Here is a 15,760-nt window from a genome sequence, read left to right on the forward strand (position 1 = left end):
GCAATTCTGTGTTGCCCGGCGTGCAAGAGTCGGGGTGAAGTTGTGGGGTGAGGATTATCTGACGATTAATAAGGGGTGGCGAGACCGCAAAGATCTATCCACACGCCGGCAGTGATGGCACGATGCGATCACATTCAAGGGACGGAACGACATCAGTGGCGCCAACCTATTTCACCCAAGACCAATTCCAGTGCTTGCGTACCTGGCAGGACAGGCCTTTTGACAAAACCGATGCTTCTCACCGGCAAGCCTATCGTCAATTGCGCGAAGCCTATGACATCACCAAGGATTGGGCGTATGCATTGCAACACCGCGTCTTCCCCGATAGCACAGCCCCCCGCGTTATTCGCAGACCCATAAGCCAGTGGCACAAAAAATTTTTGGGCTACAACTGGGCCCGTATCTACCCTCGCAGGGATGCTCCACTGGGGCTGGCTTATACCGTAGGGATTGATGCCACCAAGGGCTTCGTCGTCAAACTCGATCTGGTCGACACAAAAATTGCAGATGATGGCTTGCGCGAACGTTATAAGAAGTTGCGTGGCCCTTTTGAAGCTTCACCGATTGTCGCGATCTTGCCGGCTGAAGAAGGCCTGAAGCGTGGCTTTCACGGCATTGTCGAATGGAGCGCCGCGGCTATTACACACTTTGGAATTGGATACGACGAAATGGCTGATCAACTTGGCTTGACCACTGCACTCACCGACGCCGAGATATTGAGGCACTTCGAGGTCAGCAAGGATTTCAGACTGCGGCAACCACAATGGAGTCGCGAGACGACACAGTTATTTGTGCGCTTGGCCGTCGCGATACATGAAGTGGGTTTTGATTGGTGGTCTACAAAGTCCACTAACGCCCAGCTGGTATTCGGGTGGAAGCAGAAGAGCGCGATAAGGGGATCATCGGTCGGAGTGCTGTTCGTGCAAGCGAATCGTGTGTCGGTCAGGTGGGTCTCATTCGGTGACTTGAGTACGATATCGAAAAACCAGGATCTGAGTGAGGAGCTGGTGGCATCGGTCGAAGCGGTAAACGACCAAAAGACTGGTGTCTGGCCTCAGCAAATTCAACAATCCAATCGTCCTGGTTTCTGGCCGGATGATTACAGCAGCGAAGAAGAAACCGGCGGGGAGGAGGGCGAGCAGCCAGTTGGCCTAGTATTGACCGAGGGAGCTACTGCCCCACGCAATGAAATCTATTTTGGTCCTCCGGGCACTGGCAAGACCCGCACGCTGCAACATTTGCTCAGTGGCAAATACACATCTGCCGATGGGATAAAACGCTATGAGTTTGTGACCTTTCACCAGTCCTACGGCTACGAAGAATTCGTTGAAGGACTGCGCCCGGTGCTGGTCGATTCCGAGGGGCCGACGGTTGATGGAAACGCTGAATCAGTCGCTTCAAAGGATGTCCGATACGAGATCAAAAAAGGTGCCTTTCTTCGACTGTGCGAAAAGGCCCAGGCCGATCCACACCAGCAATACGCGATGGTGATTGACGAGATCAATCGCGGCAACATCAGCAAGATCTTCGGCGAGTTGATCACGCTGATCGAAGTCGACAAGCGCAAGGGTGGCGAGTATGAGGTGACACTAACATTGCCTTACTCGGGCAAATCGTTCAGCGTCCCCTCAAACGTTGACGTAATCGGCACAATGAACACCGCTGATCGTTCGCTGGCGCTGGTTGATACGGCATTGCGCCGGCGCTTTGAGTTCGTCGAATTGATGCCCGACCCTCGTGTGCTGACCGAAATCAAGGTTGTCAGTGGAGAGCATGAAATACAGCTTGATCGTTTGCTAACGGCACTTAACGCACGCATCGAGGCGTTATATGACCGTGAACATACGATCGGACACGCGTACTTCACACCGTTGAAAAACCTTGTCCCTGAGGCACGTTTCGAGGCGCTCGCCACCATTTTCCGGACACGTATCCTTCCACTGCTGGAAGAATACTTTTTCGAGGATTGGCAGAAAGTCCGCCTGGTACTGGGCGATAACCAGAAAACCGACGAGGCGCTTCAGTTTGTCCACGAACAGAACGCCGAAAGGGGGTCCAAAGCGCTGTTCGGCACCCGTGATGATCTGGATGAATACTCGTTGCGGCCTCAATACCGCTTGAATAACGAGGTGTTTGGTAGACCGCCAGCTTATGTCGGTGTCTATGCGACGTTTGCTGAATGACGGCGATACAGATTTTCGAGTTCGATACGCTGGTCGCCTCGGATGAAGACTCCAATGGCACGACTGTTCCCCTAAAAGTCTTCGCTTGGCTGGAAGAGCAGTGCCTGACCCCTGACGAACGCGCTCCGGTCTGGTTGAAATTGACCAGTCGGCAGGGCCGGCGCGCCATTCGGTTCAGCAATTACGTTGGCGTGCTGCGTGCTCCCTGCGGTTATCAAATCGAGATTCTGCCCAAGATCGGTCGCGATATGTGTGCGGCCAGGTCACGCAGATTGCTGATCGATATGCTCAAGTGCCTGCGGGGCTTTCGCCATATCAAGACATCGAACGCTGATCTGAAAATGGAGCACATGCCGTTGCTCGAGGTGTTCCTTCGCCAATTTCTTGAGGCCGTACGAAATGTTGTAAATAGAGGATTGCGCAGCGACTACAGCGCTCGGCAGGCTAACCTTTCCAGCCTGCGCGGCAAGCTCTTGATGGCTCCTCACCTGGCGCAGAATCTGCTGCGCCGTGACCGTTTTTTTACCGAATTCGACGAATTCATTCAGGATCGAGCAGAAAACAGGCTCATTAATAGTGCCCTGCGTAATACGCTTAGTATCTGCAAATCGCCCGATAATCAGCGGTTGGCGCGAGAGTTGAGTTTTGTTTTTGCCGAAGTGCCACTGTGTAGTGACATCAGCCAGGACCTCAAGCGCATCCGGCTTGATCGAGGCATGGCTTACTACGAGCCCGCACTTGATTGGGCGCGATTGATCCTGCAGGGCGACAGTCCGGTAGCGGGCGCAGGCAAGCGCGACGCGCCTTCCTTGCTGTTTCCCATGGAGGCGCTGTTCGAAGCCTATGTGGCGAAACATCTGAATGCTCAAATTCGGCAGGGTTTCGCTCTGCGGACCCAGACCAGCAAGCACCATCTCGTGAGCCACCGGCAACAAGACTGGTTTCGCCTCAAGCCGGATCTGCTGATCGAGCAGGGCGCTCAGCCCCATATGGTGCTTGATACCAAGTGGAAGCTTCTGGACAGCATTAAAGGCAACAGTCGTGAGAAATACCTGCTCAGCCAGGCCGACTTTTACCAGGTGCACGCGTATGCACATGTCTACCTGAAAGACGCCGGGGATGTTGTGTTGATCTACCCATGGACAGAATCATTTGCGGAACCGTTGCCGGTATTTCACTTCAGCAACTCGAATGACTTGAAACTCTGGGTTCTACCTTTTTGTATCGAGAACCGCAGGTTGTTGCTGCCAGAGCAGTCTGTCCTTGATAAATACCTTTCTCGCTGAGAGCAAAACGCCGGATCCAAGACGTCTATGCGACAGAAGTGAACTTGACAGTCTTGATGGCAAAATGCAACTTGTGGGCTGAATTGGATCCAGCCGAAAAAACAACAGGGAACGATATGAGTAAGGCTCAAGATTTCTCTAGGCTATATGCCCGCGTAGCCAGCGACATTGCCACCGCGCTGGATGATGTCTCCAGGCTTGATGTGAGTAATGACAAGGGCAATCTCCACCTCGCCAGCGTCAAGGAAAAACTCGGCGAAATGAAGTCGCGTTTTGATGGCGAGATTTCCTATCTGGAAAAGCACGCCGAGTGGGACAACTTCACCATTGCCTTTTTTGGCGAAACCAACGCCGGCAAGAGCACCATCATCGAGAGTCTGCGCATCCTCTTCGAAGAGAAGAAACGCCAAGCCCTGATTCAGCGCAACCAGGCGACCGCCGCTGATATTCAAGCGGTGTTCTCGCACAAAAGCGATGAGCTTATCGAGGAGCTCAGTAATCGTTACGTGAGTTTCTGTGAAGACATAGCTGCGCTGGGCGACGACATCGGTGCGCTGGTCAATCAGACCCAGCGCGATCTGCAGACGACCCGCCAGCAGCTCGAACATACTCGGCAGGATTACACGTACTGCAATGAGCGCCTGAGCCTTGCCGTCAGCGATCTCGACAGCACTTGTCAGGCATTGCAGGCCACCGAAACACGACTGGCTGACAGCCAGAAAAACCACACGCAAACCCAGAGCGAGCTGCAGCAGACAGGCTTGCAGCTTCAGGGCATGCGTGGCGACTTTCAGCGCCTTGAGCAACAGTTGGTGGAGAAGGGCAGTCAGTTGCAGGCCACCCAGGCGCAATTGAGCGAGTGCCAACGTCAGAGTGAGTCTGCCCGTATTTCGCTGGAGCAGCGGGCCAGGATGAAGCTGGTATTCGGATTAGTGGGAGGGATTGTGTTGGGAGCCATTGCAGGTGTCCTGGGTTATGCGCAATTGCTGTGAGCCATTGCGTAGATGCCCTTGCAATGACCTTCCCTTCGTAGAATCCGGACCTACTAATGCACGAACAACACTCTTTGAGCGAGCTGGTTAGCGACAGGCTCCCGACGTTGCTAAAACAGCAAAAAGAACTCGAAAATCTGCAGCGTTGTGCCGGCCAGGTCGACGGCGAGATCGTTGGCACCGGCCAGGCAGATTTCACCCAGGACAACGTGATTTACCAGTTCTGCCACCAGGGCAAAAACTTTCACCTTATCGACGTCCCCGGTATCGAGGGTAACGAGTCGAAATACGAAGCAATGGTTCAGGCGGCCATCGCCAAAGCCCATCTGGTGTTCTACGTGAACGGCACCAATAAAAAACCAGAGGCCGAGACTGCCCGGAAGATCAAGCACTACCTCAATCGTGATGCCAAGGTGTACGCGATTTGCAATCTGCGCGGCAAGGCGGACTCCTACGAATTCGCCAGTGACCGCGAATCCCTGGAGCGGACTCATAAAGATGCCGTCGCGACCCGCGAACAGACTCGTGGGGTGCTGGAAGACATCTTGGGTACCGAGCTGGTCAGCGGCTGCCAAAGCCTGCAAGGATTGCTCGGTTTTACGGGGGTCGCATTCGACGAACGTGGTCTGACCAGCATTCACCCTGCTCGCACCGACCTGCTCAAATCGCAACGTGCCTACAAACAGGACTTCGTCAGTCAACAGGCGATGCGTAGCTTCAGCCAACTGGATCAGTTGCACCGGGCGATCGGCGATGGCTGCGCCAATTTTGAGGTCGACATCGTCGAAAGCAACAAACGCAAAGTACTGCGTCTGTTGCAAGACACCATCGCGGACCTGCAAAAGCAACGAGACGAGCATCAGGCAGTCTGCGCCAGGATCGGCGTGGAAGTTCTCGAGTGTCAGGAGGTCATTCGCAAGAGTTTCCAGGATCAGGCGAGCAGCTTCGGTTCCAAGCGCAATAGTGCACTGGATCGCTTTTTCTACGATCTGACCTCTGCGGCGCGCGAAGCTGTCGAAGTGCACTTCAGTGACAAGGATGATGTCGAGCGTGTCATTCAGCGCCATGTCAGTGAGGGGCAGGCAAAACTGTCCGAAAGGTTGGAGGCGATCCAGGAGCAGTTGCTTGAAGACCTGTCCCGGACCATCGAGCGTGCACTCAAGCGCCTGCAGGAAAATGCCGAGCGGGTGAGTTTCCAGCAGCGTTTGAGCGAGGCGGCGAACAATTCCATTTCGCTGTCCAGTGCCATGGACGCTATCAGCTTCAACTTCTCTGACGTAGGCAGCTTCTTGCTGAGCATCGGCGGCTATGCTTTGAGCGGGTTCAGTATCGGTACATTTTTTCCGGTGATCGGCAATATCGTCGGAGCGATTGTGGGCGGCGTGATCGGCGTGTTCGCCGCGGGGCTGAGTTACCTCTTCGGTGGTCGTGGCAAGAAGATTGCCGAAGCCCAGGAGCAAGTTGCCAAGGCCATCAAGGCCGAGCGTGAAAAGGTAACGAAGACCTTCAAGCGTGATACCGAAGACATGCTGGCGAAGATCAAGGACAAAATCGAAAGCTCAGTCTTGAGCCAATTAACAGACGAACGCCGCAAGATGGCCGACGTCACTCGCTTGTTCGATGAAAAGATCGCCTCGATTCAGGCACTGAAAAACGAGGTGGGAGATAGACCCTATGGAACAATTTAAACATTTCAACGCCAGCAAGACCGAGGTGATCAAGTCGCTCGACAACCTCCAGAAACTGGTGGGCGCGCTGGAGGCCCTTGGGCTGGACGTCTCTCAGGACATCGAAAAGATCAAAAAAGCGATTGGCGACGTTCAGTCGGATGCGCTGCGTATCGCTTTGCTGGGTGCATTTTCTGACGGCAAGACCAGCGTCGTTGCAGGCTGGCTGGGCCAGGTCATGAAAGACATGAAGATCGACACCAATGAGTCTTCGGACGCATTGGCGATCTATCGTCCCGACAATCTTCAGGATCGTTGTGAGATTGTTGACACTCCCGGTCTGTTCGGTGACAAGGAAAAGGCAGCCGAAAACGGCGCGTTGGTGCAATACGGCGATATCACCAAGAACTACATTTCCGAGGCTCATCTGATCTTCTACGTGGTCGATGCCACGAACCCGCTCAAGGAAAGTCACCAGGACATCGTCCGCTGGGTACTGCGCGATCTGAACAAGTTGAGTTCGACCATCTTCGTCATCAATAAAATGGATGAAGTTGCCGATCTGCGCGATGCCGAAGAGTTCGAGCAGCAGAGCACAATCAAAAAGAACAACCTGCTGGATAAATTGCAGCGTTTTGTCGACCTCTCTGCGGCCGAGCGTGACGCGATCAATGTGGTCTGCGTAGCCTCCAACCCGAATAGCCGCGGACTGGAGTTCTGGCTGGAGCAAAAGGACCTATATGACCAGCGCTCGCGGATCAGCGAACTGAAAGTGGTGACGCAACAAGTACTCGATGGCAGCGGTCGTGAAACCCTGATCAAGAAGACCGGCATCGATGTCGTGCGTGATGTGCTGGGCAAGAAAATTGCCCTGGCTCAGGACGAACTGATCAAGTTCAGGCTTTTGGCCGATAACCAGCGACGTGATTCCGCACGCATCCAGGAGGACATTGCCGAAGGCAAACGGAAAATCCTAGCGACGGTCGGCAACCTCTACGAAGAGTTGAACAACCTCGAAACCGATTTGCTTAACAGCATTCGCACATTGCCGCGCGACCAGGTGCGCGCCTTTCTCGAATCGCAGATTGGTTTTTCGAACAATGATATCGGCGAGAAGCTGCGCTTTCGCATAGATCACCTGTTCAGCACCGCATTCAACCAGTCCTCAAGCATCATGAACGGCATCAGTGCCAAGATCGAACATCAACTAGACAGCTCCTCGGACTTCGCCGACAGCATCACCGCGTCGGCGTTGTCAGCGTCGAGCCGTGCGCTGACGGCCGTATCGAAAATTCCTGTTGAAAGCATCAAGAGTGGCGTATTCCTGGCCCGCGAGACCCTGAAAAACCTCACCGGCTATGTCTACAAATTCAAACCTTGGGAAGCAACCAAGCTGGCTGCCAACATCAGCCGGTGGGCCGGCCCGATTGGTGCAGGCATTCAGGTGTTGACTGACGTCATCAGTGTTGCTCAGCAGCAGCGTGCGGAAACCGAACTGAAACAGTTGCAGGGCGATTTGGCCGAAGTGGTCAAAAGCTACTTTGCCGAGCCAATGAAACTGCTGATGGATCACGAAAAAGTCATGGATATTTTCGCGCCACAAATCAAGGCGTTCGAGAAGATCCTGGTCGAGCAGGAGGCTAGCCTCGATGACCTGCGCAACCGCCAGACTCAACTGGCAGAGCTTGAGACCCAGTTAAGCCAAGCGTTTGACTCGCAAAGTGTCATCGAAGGCGAGTACGGCGTGGTTTGATCCGGTGAGCCTGGACAGCAGCCGCTGGCCAGGTTTTATCTCAGCAAGTCAGAGCAACCCTTCATTGTTTAGCTTCAAGCGCGCGTAGAAGACAGCCGCAACCGCTGGAATCAATGCCGAGTAGCCAGGTTTGACCGCACTTTTCAGATTGTTCACCGCTGCCTTCATACGTTCGGTCGGCATCAGAGTGCTGAACGATGTCAGGATCGACCCGCTAGCGAGCACCAACTCTTTACTTTCACCCGTCTGTGCGGAGCCGGTCTTGCGATAAACCGGTGCGGGCGCTTCAGGGGTCGAGAAGTACGAAGTAACGGTCAGACTCGCTGCCAGGGCATCGACCTGTTCGAAATACGCCTTCTCTGACAGGCCATGCATTTGCTGAACAATGTCCTGCATCGATGCGAGCAGATGCTCTTCGCCGAATGACGACTGGAAGCATTTGCTGATCAGCAGCGCCTCCATTTCGATCACTTGCGCACAGTCGTGCAACTCGCTTACCAACCCGTAATGTTCGGCCAGCATGAGCAGGATCTGAACGTACTTGAGACCTTTTCCCCGCGCCAGGTTGACCAGGCAGTGACCGCCCAGCAGTTGGAATTCCTTGGTCAGCAGATAGAGCGAATGCTCCGTTTCCAGTTTTGTCCAGCTGCTGCTACGCAGGTGCTTGACGACCTGGTTGCGAATTCCGTCGCTAGTCAATTCAAGCAGGTCATAGAGAAGGTGGTCGGCCACGACCGGATCGGGGCTCTTGATGATCATCTCGGGTTGTTTTGTAGAGGGCAGGCCACCCCTGTAGCCATGGAAGCCTGATGCCCGCAGCACCCGTTCTAGACGTGGCCAATAGTCCGTATGGCCAAACCCATGCATTGGCACGTTCTGGCAATGGTCGATCTCCTGACGACCGGCACTGTTTTCCCCGAGATTGAACAACAGGACCTTGTCGTCGCTCGACCAGGCATTGTAGAGCTTGCCATTAATGCGTTCGCCAATGGTTTTCGCTTCATCTCCCGACAGCGTGCTCGCTGCAGCCATCAGAAGAACATCGCCGATCACCAGGCTGTCATCCGCAGGTTTGCCTTGCAAATCGAGCAGGGCATGGATGACGACACGTCCGCCGAGTGAATGTCCGACCAGATTGACTTTCGAAACGTAGGGATGATGTTTTAACAGATAGGTTTCAAGCTGCGATAGCAGCGTTTTGCCCATGGCTGTGGCGCGCTTGCGACTGGTATTGAAGTGGACCGCGCGATCAGCCACTGCGAGCCCTGCACCGGCCAGAAAACTGAGTCGGCCCGCCGCAAGGATACTTTTGCTTGACCAATCATCGAACTGAGCCCAATGACCTGACGGCCAGAAGGCGAAGATGTTGATGCAGTTGTGTAAAGAGGACGGTATGCACTTGCGTAGCGCGCATCGGTCTTCCATATCGTGACCGGCCGAATAGCCGTGAATGAAAACGTTCGCGACCTCTCCGGAACGGTGAGGAAGGGTCAGGAATTTGAACTTGTGGCTCACGCAACGTCCTTGGCTAAAGCTATCGGTGCGCGAATGATGGCATTTGGCTAGTCGCTTGTAAAATCAAGCGCAAGCAGGACCTTGCGCTATGGCATTTCGCATTTTCAGGCGTTCGTCCTTGGTTCAGAGACTATCCGGATCCCCGAAAAACATTTTGACTAGGCTCTAAAACGGTAGTTATAACCCGCAAAAATCGAATTGTGCCCCCAGTTTTGCCCCCATTCACATCGGGTGCGCGAGCGATCGCGAATGGCGATTCCTGACACGGACCAGCGTGGTCCTTGATGGTTTTCAGTGTACGGCAGTCTCGGCTTGCAGAGGAGGCGCCTGGCCGTTGGTGATCAAGTCCTTCGAGGAAGCTTTCCAGACTCATTACACGGCCTTCGAGATCGGCAAGATCACCGCCATTCCCTTCTGTTTCGCTGCGGTGAGCATGCTGCTGCGCGCACTCTACACCGGAAGGTCAGGCAGCGAGGTCTGGCATATCGCGCTGCCCCGGTGATGTGCGCGGTGTCCATCGGCGTCGTACTGGCGCTGCCTTCTCCAGTGCTGATCATGGCGGCTTTCGCGACCGCTTGCGCGGCCTGCTTTTCTTCGATGGCGCCGTTCTGGCGATTGCCCAGCAGAGTGCTGTCGGGCAGGGCAGCCGCGGCGGGCATCGGTTTGATCGCGGCGTTGGGGGCATCAGCCGGTTTCGTGCTGCCCTATCTGATCGGCTGGGTCAAAGACCGTAGTAGCTCATTCGAACCTGCTTTCCTGAGCGTCGGCGTGGTCATGCTAGTTGGCCGCGTGGTGATGCTCTTGGATAGACATCCATCACCGAGTATAGAGGAACGGGCAACATGAAGATTCGTTCATCTAGCTGCGGGTACGAAATTCAAATGCGCCCCTGCCCCTGGAGTGGTAGCGTGACCGGCTATTTTCAGCGGCGCAAGGAGGCATGGGGTGGATACGGCACGTCTCATCCAAGATCTCGAGAAGAAACTCGACTTTTACGAACGTCAGAACCAAGGCGAGCCCGACGTCATCACACCCCTGCATGGCTATATCGCTGAGTTGCTGGCGGCCGGCGCTGTTTATCCTCGCGTACTGAACCGCACCACGGTGCTCGGCCTTCTGCAAGAACAGGCGACCTGGTTGCATGATGAGGAGGGCTGGCAGGCGCTGAAAGACCCTGTGCCGCTGGCCGAACTTGAACAGCAGCGTGTGGTTACCTTTAAAAGTGGGCTGCTGGAGGTGGTCAGGCCGATTCCCGTCGCCCACGACATGCCGCAAAAGCTGAAGCAACAGCTTGCGACAGTGGCTTCTCTTTATGACATCAAACACGGTGGCGACGGCTGGGTGGCGCCGCATGTGCGGGTCGATGAGTGCTGTGTCACCGAAATGGGCTACGTGCAAGCATGTCACAAGTTGTCTGCGTCATACGGTGGGTACAAGATTTCCTTCGAGGACGAAGACCTTGTCGGGGTCGGCACACTGCTTTGGGAGCAGTTGAGGGCCTCAAGGACGGACCAGGAGGTGGCATTCAAGGAATGGTGGTTGAAAATGGTGCTGGCTTATAGGCGGCCGTATGTTTTTTACCTGAAGTTCCGCTCTGCACAGTCGCGCGAGGACTTCCTAGCCGGTGCATTTCAGTATGTGATGGCTGATGACTTCCTGCATGACAGCTGGGAACAATGTGCGGCCGATATCGCGTTGTCCGAGAATCGAATGAATGCGATCGTGCGACCTGCACGGCGGGATTCAGATGAGGTGCGTACCGGCTCCGTTGGGAGCGAGCAGGAGGCCTATTGCCCAGCACTGGATCTGTCCCAACTGGACGACGTGATCGAGCGTTATCGGCGCCTACCGAACGAGCGCGTTTTTGATTGTTTCCAGTGGTGGAAAGATGCGAGGAACTATTACGACTACGAGACGACCCATCATCTCGTGGAAGGCATCGTGAAGTATGAATGCGAAGATGATGCACGGCGTGACAGCTTTCCTTACACGCACCTTTTGTTGCAGCGCTCGACGCAGGCGCCGCATCTGGCAGAAATCCTGTTCAGGAAAATCCACTCCTCACGTTATGCGTGCCTGTTGCTGCGCCACAGGGCGACCAGTCATATCGGATTGATCCAGATCCATGAGTGGCTGCACCGTGCCGCTCAGCGGTTGTCGCACCGTTACGACTACGACAGGGCGTGGCAGCAATTGGTGTTCGCCCAGGCCCTGGATGTGTATGCCATTGCCCACGATGAGACGATTGACGCCGAGGCGGCCAGGGACACCGTGCTGGCGATTGCCGAGGTGTTCGCCTGGATGGCGGAGCGTGAGACCGCATCTCATGTCGAGAGCAAGGGGCTGCTGCCGGGCTTGAAGCAGGCAGTCGAGCGTATGGAGTATCGCGGGCCTGAAGACGGCAGGGCCTCGCGTCTGTTCAAAGACCATTGCCACCTGGCTGCTGATTTTCTGGTGGCCAGGCGCAAGCGGCTGCGGGATCGAAATGACGAGCTACCGGTTGCTGAGTGGATGTTTTCGTTCTGGTGCATCCAGGCGTTGTCAGAGGGGGGCACAGGCAGCGATGCGGGGAAAAGAGCGGAGGTTGCCACGTTATTGGCAAAGGACTACCTGAGGCATCTGAAACAGCGCTTTGGCAGCGCGCGTGTCAGCATAGATGACGGCCCCGTCTTCGACAGCTTTGACTGGAGTGGGCTGCTGCGCTGTTGCAATGAGCGCCTGCGTCGAACAGTGATCCATGCCTTTGATGGTCTACTCGCACATGACGCCGGGGCCACTGAAGAAGCTCACAGGGGGCTATTTGGCGCGGTAAGGACTCATTTGCGTTTTCTGCTAAGGCTTGTCGTCGATGCTGACCCCCAATGCAGAAAAAATGTGTTCGACGCCTTGCTGTGCTTGATTCAGGATTTTGGATTTGCCGCCGATCGCTTGACGGGGGTATTCGAAGTCTTCAACGATAGTGTTGGGCACAGCAAGGTCCAGCTGTGGGCGCGGGTGTGCCAGGCAAGCAACTTGTTCCCGGAAGATGACTTCACGAAGTTCCTGGGCGTACTGCAAGACCGGCCAACGCCCCTTGGCGGGTGGCTCGAGCTGTATGAGGCGACGCGATCGTCTGCAAGGAAGTCGCGCATTCTCGAGCAGGTGGCCACGCTGGACTTCGAGTCTGAAAGGATTGTCTGGATTCCAGAGATTTTCCGAGTGGCGGTGATGGCGGCCAACGCCGGTCAGTTAAAGCTTGCACAGCGTCTGGTGAAGTATGGCGCTTCCTGTAAACGCAGCCATTCCTCTGTCTCATTTGAGCCGCTGGACCAGTTGATTGAGCTTAAAGCGATTGCCGACGATGCGACCCTCAACGATAAGGAACGGATTGCCAGGCTGGACGCGTTCCTCGACGATGCCATGCAGGCAAGTGATGAGGTCTCTCGATATGCCCGGCAATTAATGGCGAACTGTTATTTGAGTATCGATGCCCAGCGTGCGTTCAACCTGTTCGATGCCCTGCTGAAGGCTCAGCGGCAGATCTCCTATGCGACGGGAAGGCTCAAGGCGAGTCGTGCCCTCGCAGAAAAGGAGGGGGCGAGCAAGGTAGGCAGCGAGAACTGGCAACGCTATGTGCAGTGGCGCGAGGTCTATCGTGCTGTTGAGTCGCAGGACGTAGGAGCCTTGGATTTCGAGGAGGCACTGGGGCTTCTGTTGGAATGCAAGCAGTGGCAAGAGTTCGATTGTGTCTGGCGTGATGTGCCGGAGCGCTTTCTACTCTCTTGCGAGCTCGTGCATGTCCGTTGCGTGTGCCTTCAAGAACAAGAGCAGGTGGAGGAGGCACTGGCGCATTTGCATGAGGTCGAAAAGCTGCATGTCGAATTACCTGCCGAGCAGAAGCAGGCATTCGAAGCGCTGGAAAGGGATCTTCGGAAGAACAACGCCTTGCGCTTGAAACGTTCTCCTTATGTGATTGACCTGTATATCAAGCCCAACCACACGCAGGCGAGGGTCATGTGGCAGGAAATCCGCGCATTGCCACCGCACGAGCAATGCCTGGTGTTTGGTCAGACAGAGCAGGGCGATACGTTGGAAGCTTTCCTTGCAAACAATATGTACGGAGTGGCTCAGGAGCTTCTGACGCGAAAGAACAACTTGTACCGCCCCACGGACGGTGACGCACCAATGTCGATAGACCAGGAAAACATGATCAATGACTGGTTGACTTCGCTGCTGGGCCATCGCTTGGATTATTTGAGCTGGACGGTGAAAGACCAAGCGAGGGTGGGCAGTTCTGCCTCGAAAAAAGGGGTAGGGGAAATTGATGGTGGCATCTACGTAGGCACGAGTTGCATTTCGATTGTTGAGGCCTTCCGCCTGCGCCGTTTCGAACGCAAGACGGCCGAAGACCATCTTAACAAGATCGCAGGATATAACTCGCTGGGGGTTACCTCCATTGCCATTGTCGTTTACTCGACCGGCAACTTCCGATGTTTGTGCTCGGAGTACGAGCGGTGGGTCAATGAAACCATTTATGCTGGGTTCGACAGTCGGGGCACCCTCACGCTCGATAAAGACCATCCTCATTTGAGGGGCTACCGGGAGACGCGGCCGGTGAACGGCTCGGCTGTCCATATTTACCACTATCTTCTGGATCTTCGTCTGGACTCGGTTGACGACAGCCATGAAGCGCCCGCCGTTAACCTCACAGCCTTAAGGCGTGCTTGAGCTTGTTTGCATCTCAGAAAAAGGACATTCAATGAATATAAAGCACTCGATCCTGGGTATAGTTATTGGGGACCAGGGTACGCCTCAAGTCCAGCGCCCTAGTAGCACTAAGTCTATTACGAATGAGCAGTTTTATACGCTGCTCAAACCAATCAGGAATAAATTCAGAAAGTATGAGCCTGTCAGCATCCTGTCAGCTTCCATGGGCTTGCTATACCGTGAGGAAATAGAGGAAATTAACCAGATAAGGAAGCAGCCGTGGATTCATCTGGTACTGCTGAAATGGGTGTTTATGGATGAGCAGGTCTCTCAAAGTGGTCGTCCGCGAATAAACGATCAAGAATTTGATGAGCTAATCAATAAAATTTATAGACTGTCTTGGGATGGCCGAAAACCCAGCCAGTATGAAGATCTGACGCTCTTCTTTCGAGCGCTCGCTGCGCAGCAATTCTTATATCAGAACAGAATAAATTTGGATGCTATCGCTCGCCAAAATCAGTTGTTTCTCAATGTAAACGAGGAGCATTTCTTCCAGAGATCTTCGTCAAAGCAGTTGGGTTGCCGATATCCTCATTCATACGGCTGTCATTGGGGCTCTTGAGCCGCTTTATGGAAGACGGCTGCTCTCCAGTCTTTCGACGAGATTACTTTTCACCCATCGAACACGAGATCGATCCGAAGCATGTTGATGCTTTTTTGAAAGCCATATCGATTCATACTTCTGAATTGCCCGATGCGTTGCGCGATCAAGATTCAAAGATGCATCGGATTAGTGAGTTTGTCGAGGAAACTCCTTTTCTCAGATTCCCGCTCCTAAAGAGCATGGATTATTATTGCTGTGTCTATCCTCAATTGCTTGCGAAAAATCTCGATCACTTCGTTTTTGATACGTTGAAAAAATCAGATAGTGAAAAGTTTAGACTCAACTCTGGAAGACGTTTTGAGGCATACATCGGTGGTCTAATCGCCACCACACGCCTGGTGTACCTTGATGAAAAGGCTCTAGAGAAAAAACTAGTAGGGAAGGGGAAGCTGGTTGATTTTCTGGTCGTAGATGGAGATGCCAACATTTACATTGAGGCCAAAGCTGTCGAAATGGCTCCTCGTGGTAAAGCTGCTCATTTGCGAGGAGTAGTGCGGGGGGCGACCTCGACTTCCCTGCTCAAGGCTGTTGAGCAGGCCCACGCTGTTAATGCAAGGCTTTTTGCTCTCGGGGACGCTGACCCAATCATCAGAGCGAGGCCTGAAACGTATCTGATTGTGGTGACCTACAAGGAGCTATATATCGGAAGCGGTATCAGCTTGGCTAGTGCTGTAGGGCAGGAAGAGTTGAGCGAGATTTACGCTGCTTACTCCGAGAGCCTCCAGATACCGCTGCAGCGCATGTTCTTCCTCACGATCGAAGAGCTTGAAAAATTGCTACAGCTGGTGACGGAGAAGAGGTTGGGCTTGCTCGAAGCCCTAAAACGCGCCGAAGCCACAGACAATGATCCAGCAAAACGTAAATTCATCTTTGCTCAACATCTTTCAGAGTGGCCATAGAGCGTAGGTATGCCATCCCCCCACGCCGAAAGTTTCATCCCGGTAATTGATGGTCTGATAAACGTCTTCAAAGAGTGACTGTTCCTTCGGCCTAGAGCACTCCAACCTTCCTATT

General features: G+C 54.2%; 11 protein-coding genes. 10 read left to right on the forward strand and 1 reads right to left on the reverse strand.

From position 1 onward, the window contains the following. Nucleotides 1-122: 122 nt before the first annotated feature. Genes L6D81_RS07695 through L6D81_RS07715 form a run of 5 tightly spaced genes read left to right on the forward strand, consistent with a single transcriptional unit; the run spans nt 123 to nt 7,881 of the window. Nucleotides 123-2,183: an McrB family protein gene (locus tag L6D81_RS07695; protein ID WP_445009269.1), complete on the forward strand. Its 2,061-nt coding sequence runs from the start codon at nt 123-125 to the stop codon at nt 2,181-2,183. Then, a complete protein-coding gene (locus L6D81_RS07700) occupies nt 2,180-3,469 on the forward strand; it encodes an McrC family protein (protein WP_236178559.1) in 1,290 nt (429 codons plus the stop codon). The genes L6D81_RS07695 and L6D81_RS07700 overlap by 4 nt, the downstream gene beginning before the upstream one ends. A 44-nt stretch (nt 3,470-3,513) precedes the next feature. Then, the gene (locus L6D81_RS07705; RefSeq protein WP_236178560.1) at nt 3,514-4,461 is read left to right on the forward strand and encodes an AAA family ATPase; all 948 of its coding nucleotides are present in this window, start codon (nt 3,514-3,516) and stop codon (nt 4,459-4,461) included. A gap of 56 nt (nt 4,462-4,517) precedes the next feature. Continuing rightward, nucleotides 4,518-6,149: a GTPase gene (locus L6D81_RS07710; RefSeq protein ID WP_236178561.1), complete on the forward strand. Its 1,632-nt coding sequence runs from the start codon at nt 4,518-4,520 to the stop codon at nt 6,147-6,149. Next, complete coding sequence (locus L6D81_RS07715; protein WP_309295817.1) at nt 6,136-7,881, forward strand: LeoA/HP0731 family dynamin-like GTPase; 1,746 nt, start codon at nt 6,136-6,138, stop codon at nt 7,879-7,881. Before L6D81_RS07710 ends, L6D81_RS07715 begins: the two co-directional genes overlap by 14 nt. A 48-nt stretch (nt 7,882-7,929) precedes the next feature. Here the strand turns inward: L6D81_RS07715 and L6D81_RS07720 are convergent, their stop codons facing one another. Next, nucleotides 7,930-9,396, reverse strand: a complete 1,467-nt coding sequence (locus tag L6D81_RS07720) for a DUF726 domain-containing protein (protein ID WP_236178563.1) — start codon at nt 9,394-9,396, stop codon at nt 7,930-7,932. 334 nt (nt 9,397-9,730) lie between these two features. On the opposite strand from L6D81_RS07720, the gene L6D81_RS07725 reads away from it, so the two are divergent. The 5 genes from L6D81_RS07725 to L6D81_RS07745 all read left to right on the forward strand — a co-directional run bounded on the left by L6D81_RS07725 (nt 9,731) and on the right by L6D81_RS07745 (nt 15,645). Continuing rightward, complete coding sequence (locus L6D81_RS07725) at nt 9,731-9,898, forward strand: hypothetical protein (RefSeq protein WP_236178564.1); 168 nt, start codon at nt 9,731-9,733, stop codon at nt 9,896-9,898. Between the two features lie 8 nt (nt 9,899-9,906). Continuing rightward, the gene (locus L6D81_RS07730; RefSeq protein ID WP_236178565.1) at nt 9,907-10,242 is read left to right on the forward strand and encodes an MFS transporter; all 336 of its coding nucleotides are present in this window, start codon (nt 9,907-9,909) and stop codon (nt 10,240-10,242) included. A gap of 99 nt (nt 10,243-10,341) precedes the next feature. Further along, on the forward strand, nt 10,342-14,103 hold the full coding sequence (locus tag L6D81_RS07735; RefSeq protein WP_236178566.1) for a hypothetical protein: 3,762 nt from the start codon (nt 10,342-10,344) through the stop codon (nt 14,101-14,103). 31 nt (nt 14,104-14,134) lie between these two features. Continuing rightward, nucleotides 14,135-14,704: a hypothetical protein gene (locus L6D81_RS07740; protein ID WP_236178567.1), complete on the forward strand. Its 570-nt coding sequence runs from the start codon at nt 14,135-14,137 to the stop codon at nt 14,702-14,704. Between the two features lie 8 nt (nt 14,705-14,712). Then, nucleotides 14,713-15,645, forward strand: coding sequence for a hypothetical protein (locus L6D81_RS07745; RefSeq protein WP_236178568.1), 933 nt, complete (start codon nt 14,713-14,715; stop codon nt 15,643-15,645). The last annotated feature ends 115 nt before the right edge of the window (nt 15,646-15,760 follow it).

Origin of the sequence: Pseudomonas sputi (genome assembly GCF_021603585.1) — a bacterium.
Classification (GTDB): domain Bacteria; phylum Pseudomonadota; class Gammaproteobacteria; order Pseudomonadales; family Pseudomonadaceae; genus Aquipseudomonas; species Aquipseudomonas sputi.

What these genes read in the sequence shown, in the direction of transcription:
- L6D81_RS07710 (WP_236178561.1), top strand. Translation starts at nt 4,518, where the DNA reads ATGCACGAACAACACTCTTTGAGCGAGCTGGTTAGCGACAGGCTCCCG.
- L6D81_RS07715 (WP_309295817.1), top strand. Translation starts at nt 6,136, where the DNA reads ATGGAACAATTTAAACATTTCAACGCCAGCAAGACCGAGGTGATCAAG.
- L6D81_RS07700 (WP_236178559.1), top strand. Translation starts at nt 2,180, where the DNA reads ATGACGGCGATACAGATTTTCGAGTTCGATACGCTGGTCGCCTCGGAT.
- L6D81_RS07745 (WP_236178568.1), top strand. Translation starts at nt 14,713, where the DNA reads ATGGAAGACGGCTGCTCTCCAGTCTTTCGACGAGATTACTTTTCACCC.
- L6D81_RS07695 (WP_445009269.1), top strand. Translation starts at nt 123, where the DNA reads ATGCGATCACATTCAAGGGACGGAACGACATCAGTGGCGCCAACCTAT.
- L6D81_RS07740 (WP_236178567.1), top strand. Translation starts at nt 14,135, where the DNA reads ATGAATATAAAGCACTCGATCCTGGGTATAGTTATTGGGGACCAGGGT.